Below are 14,746 nucleotides of genomic sequence, written 5' to 3'. Positions count from 1 at the left end.
CCCCTGCTCCCCTTCACCCCCCTCTTCCAGAACAGCGAAGCCAAGCGGTAGCCGTGGTTATGCCTACTGGCGGAACCATTGATATGCAACTGACCAACAACACAAACACAGCCGTGTACTACCAAGCGCGTGGAGAAGACGCCACCACCGAACGGCGAATGCTAATGGGAGGTGAATCCGTTGTTTTAAGAGATTTACCTGTCCCTGTCACTCTCAATGCAGAGCGTATGGACAACGGATTTTTGGAGCTTACTCCAATGTCTTCTCAAGCCGGAGTGGTTGAAGTTTCCCTAGATGAGGATGCTACTCCTCTAGACAGTAATGAGGGAGTGTTGAGAGTTCAAGAGGATGGTCAAATTTTTCTGAATTAAGCCTATTCTTCGTAAACAGATCAACTTTGAGCAATTGAAGTTGAGGCTAAAAAGTAGGCTCATTTTCATTCAGGGAAATAGGCACTTATCGCACACAACCGTTATATCTTGAGGGTCATTATGCTAAACAAATGAAACGACTTTTCGTTCATCAACTCCTTGCTCAGTAACACAGGGATCAGGGCGATCGCTCTGGCTACGATAGCCATATCACTTCCTACCTGTGTAGGTTATGGAGAACAGGAATATGGCAAAGAAGGAGAAGAGGGGATTGGAGAAGAATAATCTTTTGGTAATTTATTTGCTTCATTCTTCAAGGAAGAGTTAGCACATTTGATATTTCTGCGCCTGAGGAGTGCAATATTGCACTCCTGAATGGCCTTTTACTAATATTCCAAGGAAATTAGAGGAGTTATGCAAAAACGTCCTAGTAACACGCTGCTATATGTGGTGCTTAGCATTGTGTTTATTCTCAGTATCTACATTGTTGGAAGCTTAGTTTTAGAAGCTCGACAAGACGTTCCTGATGGGACGGAGGATGTCCTTGAATAAACGCATTCCATATACAAATAATGATTGATGGGAGAGGTTTCCAATGAGTGCCCAACTTAGGACCATTCGGACAATATCTGGTAAGACGGGGAGTGCGATCGCTCTATCCCTGGTGGTTTTTGTTCTGCCTGCCTGTCAAGGTAATCCAATAGAAGAATCTATAGAGGAACCTGTTACTGGGGATGCATCAGAACCATTTGCAGAGGAAGCAGGAGAACCCTATGAACCCGATCGAGTTTATGAGGAGAATTCCTCAGAAGGCAATAATGCTGCTGTTGATGCCGATTCTGAAGAACCTGCCGACTACATTGGCGAAACCGTAACTGTACAAGGTGAAATTCAGGAAGTATACAGCCCCAACACCTTTCAAATTCGGGCAACAGAGCGATTTGCGGGAGAAGATTTGTTAATTGTCAGCGCGACTCCTGAGGGGTTTGGCATTGTTCCAGCAGAAGGGATGCCCATTCAAGCCACGGGGACGGTGCGCGAGTTTGACCTAATTGAGTTTGCGCGAGAGTATGATCTGCAATTGGATGCCGATGTGAATAACCCGCTAGAAGCAAGATACGACGGTGAAGCAGTTGTGGTGACTGAATCGGCTGAGGTCATTGATGAGGAATTTGTAAATTAGGAGGAGTGTCTCAATTATCGTGTCAACTGAGTGCGACAGGCGATCGCATCCATTTACAGACTAAAAACAATGTCTATCATTGGATAGAACCCAAGCTTGGCATTGCTCATTAGCATCAGCGGCAGGAATAGACAAATGGCATCATGGGATTTTTCAGACAGTTATCACTGACAGCAAAGTTTATACTGGGTTCCCTCTTCTATTTGAAGTACCAGCTACCCGCATTCGTTTACAGCTTCAAACGTGATCGCACTGAACGCCAATTTGCCTCTTCAGCGTTGCCAAACGGTTTCACCCAACCTGGGAAACTTCTTCAAGCCGAATCGTCTAGCCAAGGTGCTCGTTTCTACTTTGAACAAGCAGAACTAGAAATCACCTTTCTAGCGTCTGATTTAGTACGAATTAAATGGTCTCCTGGTATTGCACCCATTCCCTATGCGATCGCTCATCATGATTGGGCTGATGTTGAGACGCAATTGGCAGAAACGGAAACTGGATGGGTGGTATCTAGTTCTGATTTGAAGGTACTAGTTGATAGTAGTGCTCATCTCACGTTTTGTAATCAAGCGGGGCAAGTACTGCGAGAAGAGTTGCCGCCAAAACGACAGGGCGATCGCTGGATACATCAGGCGCGGTTACAACCAGAAGAATGTATCTATGGCTTAGGAGAACGGGCTTCTACACTCAATTTGCGAGCTGTAGAGGATGAGCAGCCCTCTAGTAGAAGCTATCGCATGTGGAATTTTGATCCGGCCGGTTATGATCCGGGAACCGATCCAATCTACATTTGCATCCCCATCTATTGTGGTCTACACCGTTCAGGCAGTTATCTCACTTTTTTTGAAAATTCCTTTGATGCTAAATTTACGTTTGCAGAGACGGCTACAGCCGACTTTGAAGGCGGAGCGCTGCAATACTATGTCATAGCGGGTGACCCGCCGCAATTGTTAGAACGCTACACCCAATTGACGGGGCGATCGCCATTACCTGCACGGTGGACATTGGGCTATCACCAGTCACGATGGGGGTTTCGTACTGAAGCCACTATTCGAGACGAGGTAAAGCAATTTCAGGCGCATACCCTGCCCTTGAGTGCCATTCACTTAGATATTGATTGTCAAGTTGGACACCGAGCCTTTTCCATTGATCCCAAACGGTTTCCGAAACTTGCTAGCTTCACCCAAGAATTAGCAGAACTGGATGTGCGATTTATTGCAATCAATAATCCCGGTATTCGGAGCAGCCGTGAGAGCAATCTTTTCCTGGAAGGGCAGGTGCTGGAAGCCTTTTGCACCGACCCGAACGGAGAGCTAATTGTTGCCCCGGTTTGGGCAGGCCGAACCGTATTTCCCGATTTTACAAAGCCGAAGGTTCGGGCCTGGTGGAGTCGGCAATATGCTTACCTTTTGGAGGCTGGTGTTAATGGATTCTGGCACGATATGAATGAGCCGACCGTGTTTGCAACCTGGGGCGATCGCTCTCTTCCCAAAGCCGCACAGCATGATATGGAGGGACGAGGGGGAGACCACCGTGAAGCCCATAATGTCTATGCTCTGCTGCAAGCCGAAGCGGCCTATCAACGCTTACGACAGTATCGCCCCCAGCAACGCCCCTTCATTGTGTCGCGATCGGGTTGGGCAGGGTTACAACGCTATGCCTGGGTATGGACGGGCGATACGGCATCCAGTTGGGGAGCGTTGCGTCAGACGATTGCAACGGTTGTAGGGTTAGGGCTGTCCGGCATTCCGTACAGCGGCCCTGATATTGGCGGGTTTCAGGGAAATCCGTCCGCAGAACTTTATGTCCGTTGGCTCCAGATGGCCACGTTTCTCACCTTCTACCGCACCCACGTTGCAAACAATGTACAACCCCGTGCCCCGTGGACATATGGTGAACCGTATCTCAGCATCATTCGACACTTCATGCAGTTGCGTTACCGCTTGCTTCCCTACCTCTACACACTCGCTTGGGAAACTTCACAGAAGGGCTATCCTCCGGTGCGTCCACTCTTTTGGTTTAGCTGGCATGATGAAAGGCTTTGGGCTATAGAGGATGCTTTTTTCTTAGGAGAGGCGCTTTTGGTGTATCCAATTGTGCAAGCAGGACTGCGATCGCGAACTGCGGTTCTTCCCCAAGGACAATGGTACGACTTCTGGAATGATACGGTTATCGAAGGTGATCAGACGGTTGAATTAGCAGCACCGCTCGATCAAATTCCACTTTTAGTGAGAGCAGGCAGCATTTTGCCAATGGAAGACCATGATCAATTAATTCTTCATCTCTACCCGCTTCAACACGGTACGAGTGAAGGGCGTGTGTACAGTGATGCTGGAGACGGATATGGAGAATGGAGGCTCGATCGATTTTGGATGCAACGAAATGAGCAAGGTTTAACACTATCCTGGGAGCAACAGGGAGACTACGATTTTCACTACCAAGGCGTACGCCTGCACATCCACGGGCTATCGGTTAAGCAAGCCTGGATAGATGGTCAACCCGTTGCCGTTGAAAAGCAACAAATAGAATGGCAACGCTTCGGCCAAGTCTACTTACAGAGCGAGGTATAAGATTAGAAAAAGTTAGCTGAAGAAGGATTCAATTGGCTTCCTTTGAGTTGCGAGATAGGCGTCTGTTTCATAAAGCAGCTGATTAAGGTAATTTAGGCTGGCATTGTCGATCGCTCCAAATTTCTGATTCAACTCAGGCTGAAGGCGGAGATAACACTGGGTCTGTTCCGTTCCGGCTGTAGTTACAATTTGCTCGGCAATGTAGCGATGGATATCAGCAGGCGCATCCATAATCACGTCTACAATTCGAGGTGCCCAATCAATCGCTCCCCAACCCCGCACTTCCTGCCAGGGCAAGCTTCTGCCCAATTCACCCGTTCCAACTGAGAGAACGCTAATTTCATCAACAATGCGATCGAGAGACGTTTCAGCTCTTTCTCCTGGAACGGTGCCTGACCGTAACAACCGGATGGCCTCAGCCACTGCACAAGCAACCGGATTATTGGCTCCAACGCCGCCATCGATCATTGAGAACTTGGCAACGTTGCCTTGATGGTTGGCCACTAACAGATGAGCTGGAAAATACGTTGGTGCTGAAGCGGAACAAACACAAGTTTCCCATAATGGTACAGAGGCATACCACTCTTCATGACGCCAGCTTTTAAAGATAATGGGCAAACGACGAACCGTATCATAGCTGGTAATCATTAGCTTAGTAGCCTCATGAGGATCGGGAGATACGTCTGCAAGGAGTTTATCTAGTCCAATTTCAGACTGAATCACCCGAATTAGCCCATCATCTGCAAATTTGGGGGCAGACAATCCATACTTCACGATCAATCCCAACCGTTGTAGATTAAACCAGGAGCGGTAAGGAAAGATGATCTGTCCTTTGTTCAGGTAAAGATCGACTAATTGAGCCGCCGATCTGCCGATCATTAAACCAGCCGCAATGATGGCTCCTGTTGACGTACCAGTGATTAAATCAAAATAGTCTCGGAGCGGTTGATTTAACTGCTGTTCGATCGCTTGTAGCATTCGAGCCGCAACAATTTCCCGAATTCCTCCACCATCAATACTGAGAATGCGAAAGCTCAAAGCGATTATTCTCCATATTCAGGACGTTAAACTATTATCCTATTGAGTCTCTATCCACCGCACTGAATAGGCGTTGCTGGTTTGCGACAGAAACGTATCGAGCTGAGGTAATGTGAGTGGGCTAGGAATGGGGTAACGCTCATTGCGTTGCTTCAACAGGTGCTTCAGCTCAGTGTAATGGCGGGCAAAGGATGCTAGATCTCTGGGATAAGTTTGTTCATTGACACCAACAAACTGACCGTGCTGGCGTGCCCGTTTGAGAAGCGATCGCCATTCTTCAAGCGAGGCAATACCCAACGAGCAAAGACCGTTTGAGAATAACGTCATGTAAATTTCATCATAGGGAGTGGTGGTGTCGAGATAATTGCTGAAACGCTCGGCTGACATTTGGTCATTGAATACGGTCCAAAATGGCACAAACCCAAGGCGCTGTGTTAACCAGGGCTGTAGGTAAACGAATGATTCTACCAACAGTCGATCGCTCGGCATACCACGCATCTGATACCACCAACGATACAAATCAGCCACGAGTGGACTCAAATCCTGCGGGTAATCAAACACAATTCGACGAACGTGAAACCCATGCTGACGGGCAAACTGCTCTACATCCTCTCGTAGGGCAGGTTCAAATCCCCATTCTGACTCTGGAAATTTGCCATTTGAAGCGGGTGGGTGCCACTGTCGATGGCTAGAACCGTGTTGCCTCAAAAAATCAGCGATTTGCGGGCTGTTCTTAAAATAATCAATTGGCTTCAGTTTGCCCTTTCCGCCAAACTGGAAAAAGTGGCGATCGCTAACCTGTGTAGACAACCAGCTATATTGGCATTCAAGCAAGAACAGTGTTGCCCCTGGCTCTAAATTTTCTCTCAAAAACTGCTTGAATCTTGTCCCAAGATTCGTTCGCTTCATGCGGAAGTAGGTGACACGGGGCACCTTTAGGCGATCCTGGTTGGGATCGTGCATCTGATAAACGGCAAGATCAGGGTTGCGTCTGAGTAGTTGTTGAGCGGGTGCTTTGGCCCACGCTAATTCCTGTTTTGGGTCGTCTGGATCAACAGAATGCCGCAGTGACATCAGTAATGTTTGCGGCAACCAGGGAATACCAAGCGCAGCACACAGATGCACGGCAGCCCCATTAGAAGAGCCGATCATGGCGGCGGGATACCGTTGTTTAGGATACTGCTTCACTACCCAGCGAGAAATGGTTTCTGTCTCCACCTCATTGACGGCGCTAGGTGATGAGGCATCCATCCATCCCGACCAGGTAGAGAAGCGTTCAACCCAATGATTGGGAAGATGGCTGATCGCGTTGGCTAATGATCCCATCAGCGATGGTGCAATCCCTCCCGATCGCAATTCTTTGCCATGCAGATATTTAGCCGTTGCTCGTAGTGCTGATGTTGCAGAATCAAGCTCTGTAATATAACTAGGTTTGATCCCAAGTGACGCGAGTAACCTAACAAGTGCTGCATGAACTGAGGGACACCGCATATACTTTTCCTTTCAGGAATTTTAGAGCCTATTAACCCTGACAGATGATGCTTTCGCTCAAAATAGAAGCTTTCTGATTTGAAAGAATCAGCCTGTAGGTGAGTTAAAACACGATCGATTTACCATTGAAACCCTAATAGATTCCAATACAGTAGGAATGGAATGAATGCCAAGGTAGCTAATGTAACCAGAGCATAGTGCGATCGCCTCCCTATTGACCAGCAACCCTTTTTCCAGGCCGTTAAAATGGCGATCGGCAACATTACGGTTGATGCAACCGCCAGGATCGGCAGACAAAGGAATCCAACGGCAACCGGAGGAACCCCATAAGCTAGCTTCCATATACCAATGCTCCAAAAATATAATGGCAACCCGATGAGGAAAACAAGATAGAGTGCACCAATGGCTCCTGCTAACCTTAAAGCCCACGTCAATTGCTCTTTCTCTTGGGTCTGCTTGCCGCGCCACCGTTGAATGAGCGGACGAAGCAACCAAGCAACACAGGATGATAGGAAAAATAGGGTGCAGAAACCGATTAACCCTAATTGAACCCAAACTGACTCATACCAGGCAATTCGTTCGTAGGCTCCAATTTTTGGGTATAGGGGATTAAAGGCGAGTGCAACGTTACCGTCCTCGTCTTCTCCGAATGCAGTTAACGCGTTGTCTTCGACTCGACGAAATAGTAGGAGGTCTAGCGGTACTAATTGGCGCTGAGAAATCTTTTGGATAAAAAATAAACTAGGGGTTTGAACGGTCAACGTATTGTTGTTGCCTTTGGTGATCTGAATGTGTTCAAAGATGCCAGATATCTTGGCTAAGGTGTGTCGTGGATACTCAACGTCCCGATAATATCCGGTGTAGTGATTTGCATTGATATTGACCTGCGGCTGAGAATCAGAGTTATCTTGAGCAGGAAAATAGCGATCGAAAAACTGCGCCAAAATTTTGCCATGAATTCCACTAAAACTATTGCTAGCGATGAAGATGCCGATATCGCGATCGGGCATCAGTGTCATAGAGCTAGAATAGCCACGCAAGCTTCCTAAATGACCAATTGTCCGAATATTATTAATGAAGTGTTCTCGAAAACCGTAGCCTGTCCCTGGCAAGTTGGGATGATGCTTGAAATGGGTCTGGTGCATCAGTTGCGCTGTTTCTGGCTGCAAAATCTGCTGGTTCTCATAACGACCCAGTTGCAACTGGGCAATCATGAAATGCGCCATGCCGGTTGCTGTTGCTTGAAATGCAGCACCCGGATAAATATTGAGATACAAATAAGGAACAGGTTTAAACGTATTGCCTTGCTTCTGATACCCCACTGCCAAAGCATCGGCTAGCTCTGCTGGAGGGGGTTGCAGAAAGGTACTACGTTGCATATTCAGCGGCTGTAGGATGTGTTGATCAATGTACTGAATAAAAGATGTACCGCTAATTCGTTCAACAAGGTATCCCAGGAGGGCAATACTGTAGCTGGAATAGCTGTAAAGTTCTCCTGGCCGCCAAACAATCGGCGGCATGTGATTGGGTAAATGCTTTGATAAAGGTTCTAGTTCAGCTTCTGTACGGGCAGCCAACCCAATTCGACGTTTCGTTGTGCCGTCGGTATGAGTCATAATTTGGGCAAAGGTCACTGGATCAGGGTAGGGATTATCCAGATCAAAGTCAAGATAGTTGCTGACATCCCCCTCTAAATCAATTAACCCTTGCTCATAAAGCTGCATTGTCGCTGTTGCTGTAAATAATTTAGAGAGAGAAGCAACTCGAAACAGCGTTCGATCGGCGTCTACGGGAATCTTTTGCTCAATATTGGCGTAACCATACCCTTTAGTAAATAAGATTTCTCCATCTTTGACAATTGAAACGGTTACGCCAGGTACAATGGACTCTGAAATCTCCTTTTCAACGATCGAATCGATCAGAGCTTCAAGTTCCTTGGGATCAGCTAATTCCTGCTCTTCCTGAGATGGCTGTGAGGACGGTGATATAGGTAGATCAAGCGATTGCTGTTCAATGATAGGAAAATTTGGTGCTGTTGCTGAACTGGGTAATCCAGAAAGAAACAACACCAAGCTCAATCCAACTAGTCCATTGATGATAAGTTTGAGCGATCGCCTGAACCAGCAGCTTTGCCATTGTTTAGATACCAATTGGTTTGGCATAAATCCTAAATCATGAATAGCATTGGCAGCCTTGTTTGATCAATATTATTCGAACCAGATCGGGCGAGAGACTAATTCCTGAACAACGTGAAATTACCCGCTCCTATCAGGAAATCTCACTCCTAACTATTTGCTTGCTCGTATAATTGACGTCCTGAATCTAACTGAGACACGATCTGTTCCCGATCATCAATGAAGGTGTATTGCTCATTGAAACTGCTATCAGGACGAGCGCCAATGACATATTGACGGATGGGCACGTCAGGCGCATTGAGCACTACTCGATCGGACACGCGCACATCAGCTTGAGGAGCATTAGGATCGGTTTCTTCTAAACGGGAAACCACCCACAGTTCATTGTTGACTGCATAGATACCCTCAATGGATAGGTCATAACCGCTTGAGGGAACTTCCACCTCAGTAGTAACGGTTCGCTCTTCCCGTTCCGCACCGGGTACATCAACATCAATGTAAGGAACCTCAACGGTTTCCTGTTCTTGAACGACGACAACTCTAGGAACTGTAACCGTTCGCTCTGCGACCCCAACATTAACATCAGGCCCTTGAATATCGTATTCAGGGAAGTTGCCAGGCTCAACGCTAACATCAACCTCAGGCAAACTGCCTACTTCTTCTCGCTCCACTCGGCAAGCTGCTAGAGGAGACAGAACGAGAAAGAGTGACAGGGGCAGAAACTTTTTGAAAACCATTCTTTGTAATTGCATAATTTACACTTCCGGTAACATCAAAGAAAACTCTATTTTTAAGGTGACGCTTTCTTTAACTGATTATTCATGTAAATTATAATCAAAGGAACTTAATCATTACTCCATCGCCAGATTGATAAGAATAGAGTTTACCTGGCAATATAAGGACAAAAAACAAGATGTTCAGACAAAGATGAAATCACCATGAAAATCCTGTAACCCTTACGTTAGAGTTTACTTCTAAGCTCAACTTTATCCATCTGAGATCGAAACCATTTTTTCTGGATCAAGCTCAGGCTCTAGAGGTTACAAACGTTATAGAATACCACCGACATGGAAAAAGTCAGGGGCGTATGTATTTTCAAAGTGCTAGAATTACTAGTGACAATGGGCTCTGGATTTTGAATAAAGTCGAGCTAAGAGGATGTTTGAAAAGGGTTCAAAGCTCTAAATTAGCCCCCTTAGATTCCCAACTTTTTGGGAACCTTAAAATAGAGTTGGCTCAGAATTTTTGGTTGCTCTTGCATCAATGCGTTGCCGCCATTTCACCAAAGTCGTTGGATGGTACGGAAGATTGTGCTGAAAACACTATCTTCTACAGAAGTATTGCCAATAGGGATTTTCCGCCCATTTTAATGACAGACTCATTACTTTTGTCATACATCACTTTGAGAGAGAGCAAGCCCACCATAAGCTGGGTTAGCTAATTGAGGTCGTCCCATGTCTGTTGGAATGTGGTGAACTTTTGCTTAACGTAGCTCCAGTCCATCGCTTCACGTAGCCAAAAGATACTGAGGGCTTAACCACAGTTTGAGCAGCAAAGCTTGAGTGGAGGAAGAACCAGGGGTAGTTTGAGTCTAAACTGGCTCATCGACTTTGCCAGCTTTTGCCACTTTCTTGCAAGTTTTCAGTGATTCTACACCACTTTTAGCCTACAACCTCCGCCGCTAAAAAGTTTTGCACTTTTCTAGTAGCGGCTCATCCTCTACTTAAATACTATCCAATTCCTTGGATGGGATTGGTTGCAAAATAATCAGCAACATTGAGACTACCAGAAGCGTTGTCTCCTGGCTTTAGTTGAATTCCTGTGACTCCAACTGTTAAATCGTTGAAACCATAACCGGGGACATTGTTATTAACAGCCAGGTAAGCTCGATCTTGCCACTGAAAAAAGACGGCTTCATCTTGATTCAGGCGTTGTCTGCCATTTGCTTGTTGATCTTTATCACGATAGGCGGTTCTAGCCGCTCGAATGATATTTCTACCTGCCACCACACCGGCATTGAACAAACCAGAGGGACGAATTAGTTTACCTAAATTGTTTTCATAGCTCAATAGGAATTTGTCGCCTTCGCTGTAGTTGAAATCGGTGACATCGGGAGCAGCTCCGATCGACTGCTTTAAAGCGTCGGCCTGAGTGCCTCCCAAGAAGAAGAAGCGATCGGCACCTGCTCCCCCCGATAATATATCTCGTTCAGGACCGCCCACTATGAGATCATCCCCAGCACCACCAATCAATGTATCTCGTCCACGATTGCCATAGAGTGTGTCATTGCCACCGCCACCAACTAATCGATCTCTACCTTGATTGCCGAATAGCTTGTCATCACCTACCCCACCGTTGAGCCGATCATTACCTCGGTTGCCGTTTAGTACGTCATCACCTAAATTACCAAAGAGCCGATCATTGCCTCGGTTGCCCGAAATCTGATCGTCATCTTGCCGTCCTTTGACAAAATCATTGTTACCACCACCCTGGATCGTATCTCGACCGCGATCGCCTTCAATGATGTCGTTACCAGCCCCGCCGTCGATCGTATCATCCCCGTTGTTGCCAGCGATGGTGTCGTTTCCTCGAACTCCTCGCAACCTGTCGTCACCATAACCACCATCAAGGCGATCGTCGCCAAAGCCAGCGTTGAGATCATCATTCCCCAAATTGCCAAACAGAAAATCGATGCCATTACCGCCCCGGAGGATGTCGTTATCCTGATTGCCAATCAACAAATCATTGCCACCATCTCCAACCAGACGATCGCGTCCTCGATTACCTCGCAGGATATCACCACAAGCCAGACCTAAGAGAACATCATTACCTCGCAATCCACGAATGACATCGCTGTTCTCAGTGCCTTCAATGCGATCGCGCCTATTCGTTCCGCGCAGATTTTCGCCCGGTAAGCAATTGGGATCGATCGGTGGGCGACCACCGCTCCCGGCGACTGCCTGTACAGTGACACGAACCGTTCCGGGTGTATTATCAATTGAACCTGTATTATCAACTGCATTGTAGGTAAAACTGGCATTCCCGAAGAAGTTGCTAGTACTTTGAAAGAAAATTTGATCAATTTGGCTTGGCAGAATTTCCTGGTTTTCAGCAACCGGGGTACCGCCTTGAGCAGGATCGCCTAAGAATAAGGTTCCTGCATTAGCAGCAGGTAAAGTGGTAATGAAATAGCTGGCGATCGTACCATCTGAATCGGTAGCATTCAATCCTGTTACTGGTTTTGTTTCCCCCTGATTTAGTCGGAGTGTGGCGTTATCAACCTCTGGTGGTGCCGAAATAGTCTCAATGACGAGGTTGCGGATTTCGTGGATGTTTGTTTGTGATCCAGATGTGCCAGAGAAACCAAATTTGAACGTCTCAGGGACTGTGCTGTTAGCGGCGATCGTATTAAAGGAATCGATCGCAAGCTCACCAGGATCGTTGTAATCGTTGTCTTGGTTCAGGTCAACTTTTACAGTTAGCAAACCTGAACGAGTTAGATCAACATTGATGCGTCTACGGGCTTCTTCACGATTGGTGATATCAGGAAAATCAAGAGGGGCTGGCAGTGGTTCAGTTCCCGTTAGATAGGCGTAATTGGTTGCTTCACTTCCTCTAACTGAAATAGCATTTGGAATTCGACCAGGCCCAGTTGTTTTCTGCTGACCTTGAGGCGTTATTTCTGGAGATGAGAAATTTCCGTACTCATCGATCGCAATTCCTAAATAGCCGCCCTCAATACCAGGAACTCCTTGAATATTTCTTGGTGCATATCCAAATGACCCTCCTAAACCACCTGAAACCTGAGGCGACGTGCTGCCATCAATGAGAAAAAAGCCAATGCCATCGGCTCCAGTTCCGCTATAAGCAAAGGTGTCAAAAGTAATTGAAAGACCCGCATTTGATGAGAATGGCGTATTGTAAATGACGTAGGAATTTTCCTCACGTTCAGCATCAGTTAGCCTCAGCGTTCCTTGCCCTGGCTCATCAAGCGCTTCTCCACCGACACCAAGTAACCCTCCTGGCGACGGCTGGCGTGTATCTCTTGCAGTTAGAAAGGGAGTAGTTTGACCTGCTTTCGGTCCTGTACCATAAATCCACTCACCAGCGACCTCACTATTTGTAAAGGTTTCAGTAAACAAAACTTCGGTTTGAAGGACAGCGTCATACACCTCCATTGCCTCTGCTTGCACAATTGAAGGCGACTCAATCTGCCCTGCTGTATATTCTAACGTCCAGTCGCCGCCAAGAGCCGTACTGCCTGTTAAATCAGTAGAGGCAGCAACATCAGCGTTGGTGATTGCACTTAACGCTTCAATAAAACCAGCACCATCTTCTCCGGCGGCCACATCACAACCATATAACAGAATATCAGCATTCGACGTTAAAGCGACTGACCACTGTTTTAACGATTCCGCATAGTGGCTTAGGGTGGCTGCACTCAGTTGAGTATCACCAAGCTGCAGAAAACCCGATTGTCCGTGCGAAATGATATGAAGGTTACTAACTTCATTATGATTAACTAACGCGTTGGTAATCTGTTCAACACCGTTCTGAGATTCATCAAGAATGAGAATTTCAGCATCAGGATTGATATTCTCAATCAGCTTTAAATAGTTTTCAACTCTAGGATCGACAACAATCAGGGAAGAAGGAATAGATAAAGACGTCATGGCAATCGCTAAACAATGACAACGAGAGAAGGTAAAGGGGCTATTAAATCAGATGGATGTCCTTCATGGTTTTAAGCAATGGTTTGAGCAATTGTTGCTCTTAAACAACCGAATAAATAACTAATTCAATGTCTCACGTCATTCTTTAAGTTGCAAAGCATACGAACTATTTAGACGTGAGCTTAACGAGAAAAATCTTTACTCTATCTTTACTAGTAGTGAGTCTTTCGAGGTTCCACAGATTACACACTGTTTTCTTTGTTCCGCTTCAGTATCCGTGTTCAATTTGTTTGTGCGAATCATAGCCGAAAGAGATTTAGTGATTGATCCATCTATGGATGGATTGGCGATATAGGCCATTAACAACAAAAGGATTAAAAACTATTGTATTCAGATGTATTCAGATAAAAATGAAATTGCGATGAAATTTTTATAGCCCTTATGTTAGAGATTGTTTGCCAGTAGTCACTAGAATGTGCCTGTAAAAAGTCACAAACAGCAACTAATGTTAGAGGCTGTCTAAACAGTATCAAACATTTTGTGTTAAGCTAATAAACCTCTCAATCTGAGTATTTTAAATATAGTGAATGTCCTGCATTCATCCCCCAGTTCTCTAATCTAGGGCACTTCTGAGCTGGGTTTCCGTTTTCAGTCTTCCAGTGTTGAGAAATTTAAGGAACGGTTCGGGTTGCAATTAACACCTCTAAAGCCTTCTCTTAAAATCCTCCAAGTTGCACTGCTTTCAAATTCTTCTAAAATTTCAGAATTTAGGAGCACTGTAGATTGATTGGAGTAGCTAAATTAAGCTTTCCATATTCCTGAGAGATCAACTTAGAGAATCTCAACGAGAGAAGCTTTTATTATTTTGTCCCCAAAAGTCAGGGCAATTAATCGCTTCGTGTTTCAAGGCTCTAGATGGATGGACAGCGCAACTTAAGTAGGAATTTGAGTCAAAGAAACGACAATTAGAGCAAGGTATTCTTTTCTTCCAACGTTGAACTTGAGAATGACGATAAGTTAATTCAGAAATCAGTTTTCTTAGCAAAATAGCAACCCAGACAATAATCACAATTCCCATAGGAACTGATACTGTTTCCTGAATTGGTGGTTGGCTCTTCAAGGATACGTTTCCAAAAAGGCTTTCTCGTACTTTGACTGAATGTAATCGTTCACGGGGTGGGGGTATCAGTAGGCAGCAAGGATGGAACAGGTTCTCCCTGGCGAGCAGCCCGACATGCCTCAACCAAGTAATCTAACACTGGGCGATTTTGAGATCGCAAGGTTGTCA

Annotated in this window: 8 protein-coding genes and 1 pseudogene; 4 read left to right on the top strand and 5 right to left on the bottom strand. The window is 46.0% G+C overall.

Annotated elements, in window-relative coordinates:
• The 4 genes and pseudogenes from IQ268_RS30710 to IQ268_RS30695 form a co-directional block, all read left to right on the top strand.
• A pseudogene (locus tag IQ268_RS30710) lies at positions 1-371 on the top strand (hypothetical protein); the annotation flags it as partial.
• Positions 372-785: 414 nt separating this feature from the next.
• Positions 786-923: a hypothetical protein gene (locus tag IQ268_RS30705; RefSeq protein ID WP_193887063.1), complete on the top strand. Its 138-nt coding sequence runs from the start codon at positions 786-788 to the stop codon at positions 921-923.
• A 43-nt stretch (positions 924-966) separates the two neighbouring features.
• Positions 967-1,554, top strand: a complete 588-nt coding sequence (locus IQ268_RS30700) for a hypothetical protein (protein ID WP_193887062.1) — start codon at positions 967-969, stop codon at positions 1,552-1,554.
• 143 nt (positions 1,555-1,697) lie between these two features.
• Positions 1,698-4,121, top strand: coding sequence for a glycoside hydrolase family 31 protein (locus IQ268_RS30695; protein WP_193887061.1), 2,424 nt, complete (start codon positions 1,698-1,700; stop codon positions 4,119-4,121).
• Positions 4,122-4,133: 12 nt separating this feature from the next.
• Here the strand turns inward: IQ268_RS30695 and IQ268_RS30690 are convergent, their stop codons facing one another.
• From IQ268_RS30690 to IQ268_RS33280, 5 genes are all read right to left on the bottom strand, one after another.
• The gene (locus IQ268_RS30690) at positions 4,134-5,159 is read right to left on the bottom strand and encodes a patatin-like phospholipase family protein (RefSeq protein WP_193887060.1); all 1,026 of its coding nucleotides are present in this window, start codon (positions 5,157-5,159) and stop codon (positions 4,134-4,136) included.
• A gap of 39 nt (positions 5,160-5,198) precedes the next feature.
• The gene (locus IQ268_RS30685) at positions 5,199-6,650 is read right to left on the bottom strand and encodes a hypothetical protein (RefSeq protein ID WP_193887059.1); all 1,452 of its coding nucleotides are present in this window, start codon (positions 6,648-6,650) and stop codon (positions 5,199-5,201) included.
• Between the two features lie 119 nt (positions 6,651-6,769).
• Positions 6,770-8,812 carry a serine hydrolase gene (locus IQ268_RS30680; RefSeq protein WP_193887058.1) on the bottom strand — a complete coding sequence of 681 codons (2,043 nt, stop codon included), beginning with the start codon at positions 8,810-8,812 and terminating at the stop codon, positions 6,770-6,772.
• 122 nt (positions 8,813-8,934) lie between these two features.
• Entirely contained in the window at positions 8,935-9,537 is a 603-nt protein-coding gene (locus IQ268_RS30675; protein ID WP_193887056.1) for a hypothetical protein, read from the bottom strand.
• Positions 9,538-10,515: 978 nt separating this feature from the next.
• Positions 10,516-13,458, bottom strand: coding sequence for a DUF4347 domain-containing protein (locus tag IQ268_RS33280; RefSeq protein WP_193887054.1), 2,943 nt, complete (start codon positions 13,456-13,458; stop codon positions 10,516-10,518).
• Between the last annotated feature and the right edge of the window lie 1,288 nt (positions 13,459-14,746).

Source organism: Oculatella sp. LEGE 06141 (assembly GCF_015207605.1).
Taxonomy (GTDB): domain Bacteria; phylum Cyanobacteriota; class Cyanobacteriia; order Elainellales; family Elainellaceae; genus Oculatella.
The sequence above is the reverse complement of the archived record's forward strand: the minus strand, read 5'-3'. Positions and strand labels throughout refer to the sequence as shown.

Excerpts from the sequence above, each read along its gene's own strand:
- IQ268_RS30695 (WP_193887061.1), top strand. The coding sequence starts at position 1,698 with ATGGGATTTTTCAGACAGTTATCACTGACAGCAAAGTTTATACTGGGT.
- IQ268_RS30675 (WP_193887056.1), bottom strand. The coding sequence starts at position 9,537 with ATGCAATTACAAAGAATGGTTTTCAAAAAGTTTCTGCCCCTGTCACTC.
- IQ268_RS30680 (WP_193887058.1), bottom strand. The coding sequence starts at position 8,812 with ATGCCAAACCAATTGGTATCTAAACAATGGCAAAGCTGCTGGTTCAGG.
- IQ268_RS30685 (WP_193887059.1), bottom strand. The coding sequence starts at position 6,650 with ATGCGGTGTCCCTCAGTTCATGCAGCACTTGTTAGGTTACTCGCGTCA.
- IQ268_RS33280 (WP_193887054.1), bottom strand. The coding sequence starts at position 13,458 with ATGACGTCTTTATCTATTCCTTCTTCCCTGATTGTTGTCGATCCTAGA.
- IQ268_RS30705 (WP_193887063.1), top strand. The coding sequence starts at position 786 with ATGCAAAAACGTCCTAGTAACACGCTGCTATATGTGGTGCTTAGCATT.
- IQ268_RS30700 (WP_193887062.1), top strand. The coding sequence starts at position 967 with ATGAGTGCCCAACTTAGGACCATTCGGACAATATCTGGTAAGACGGGG.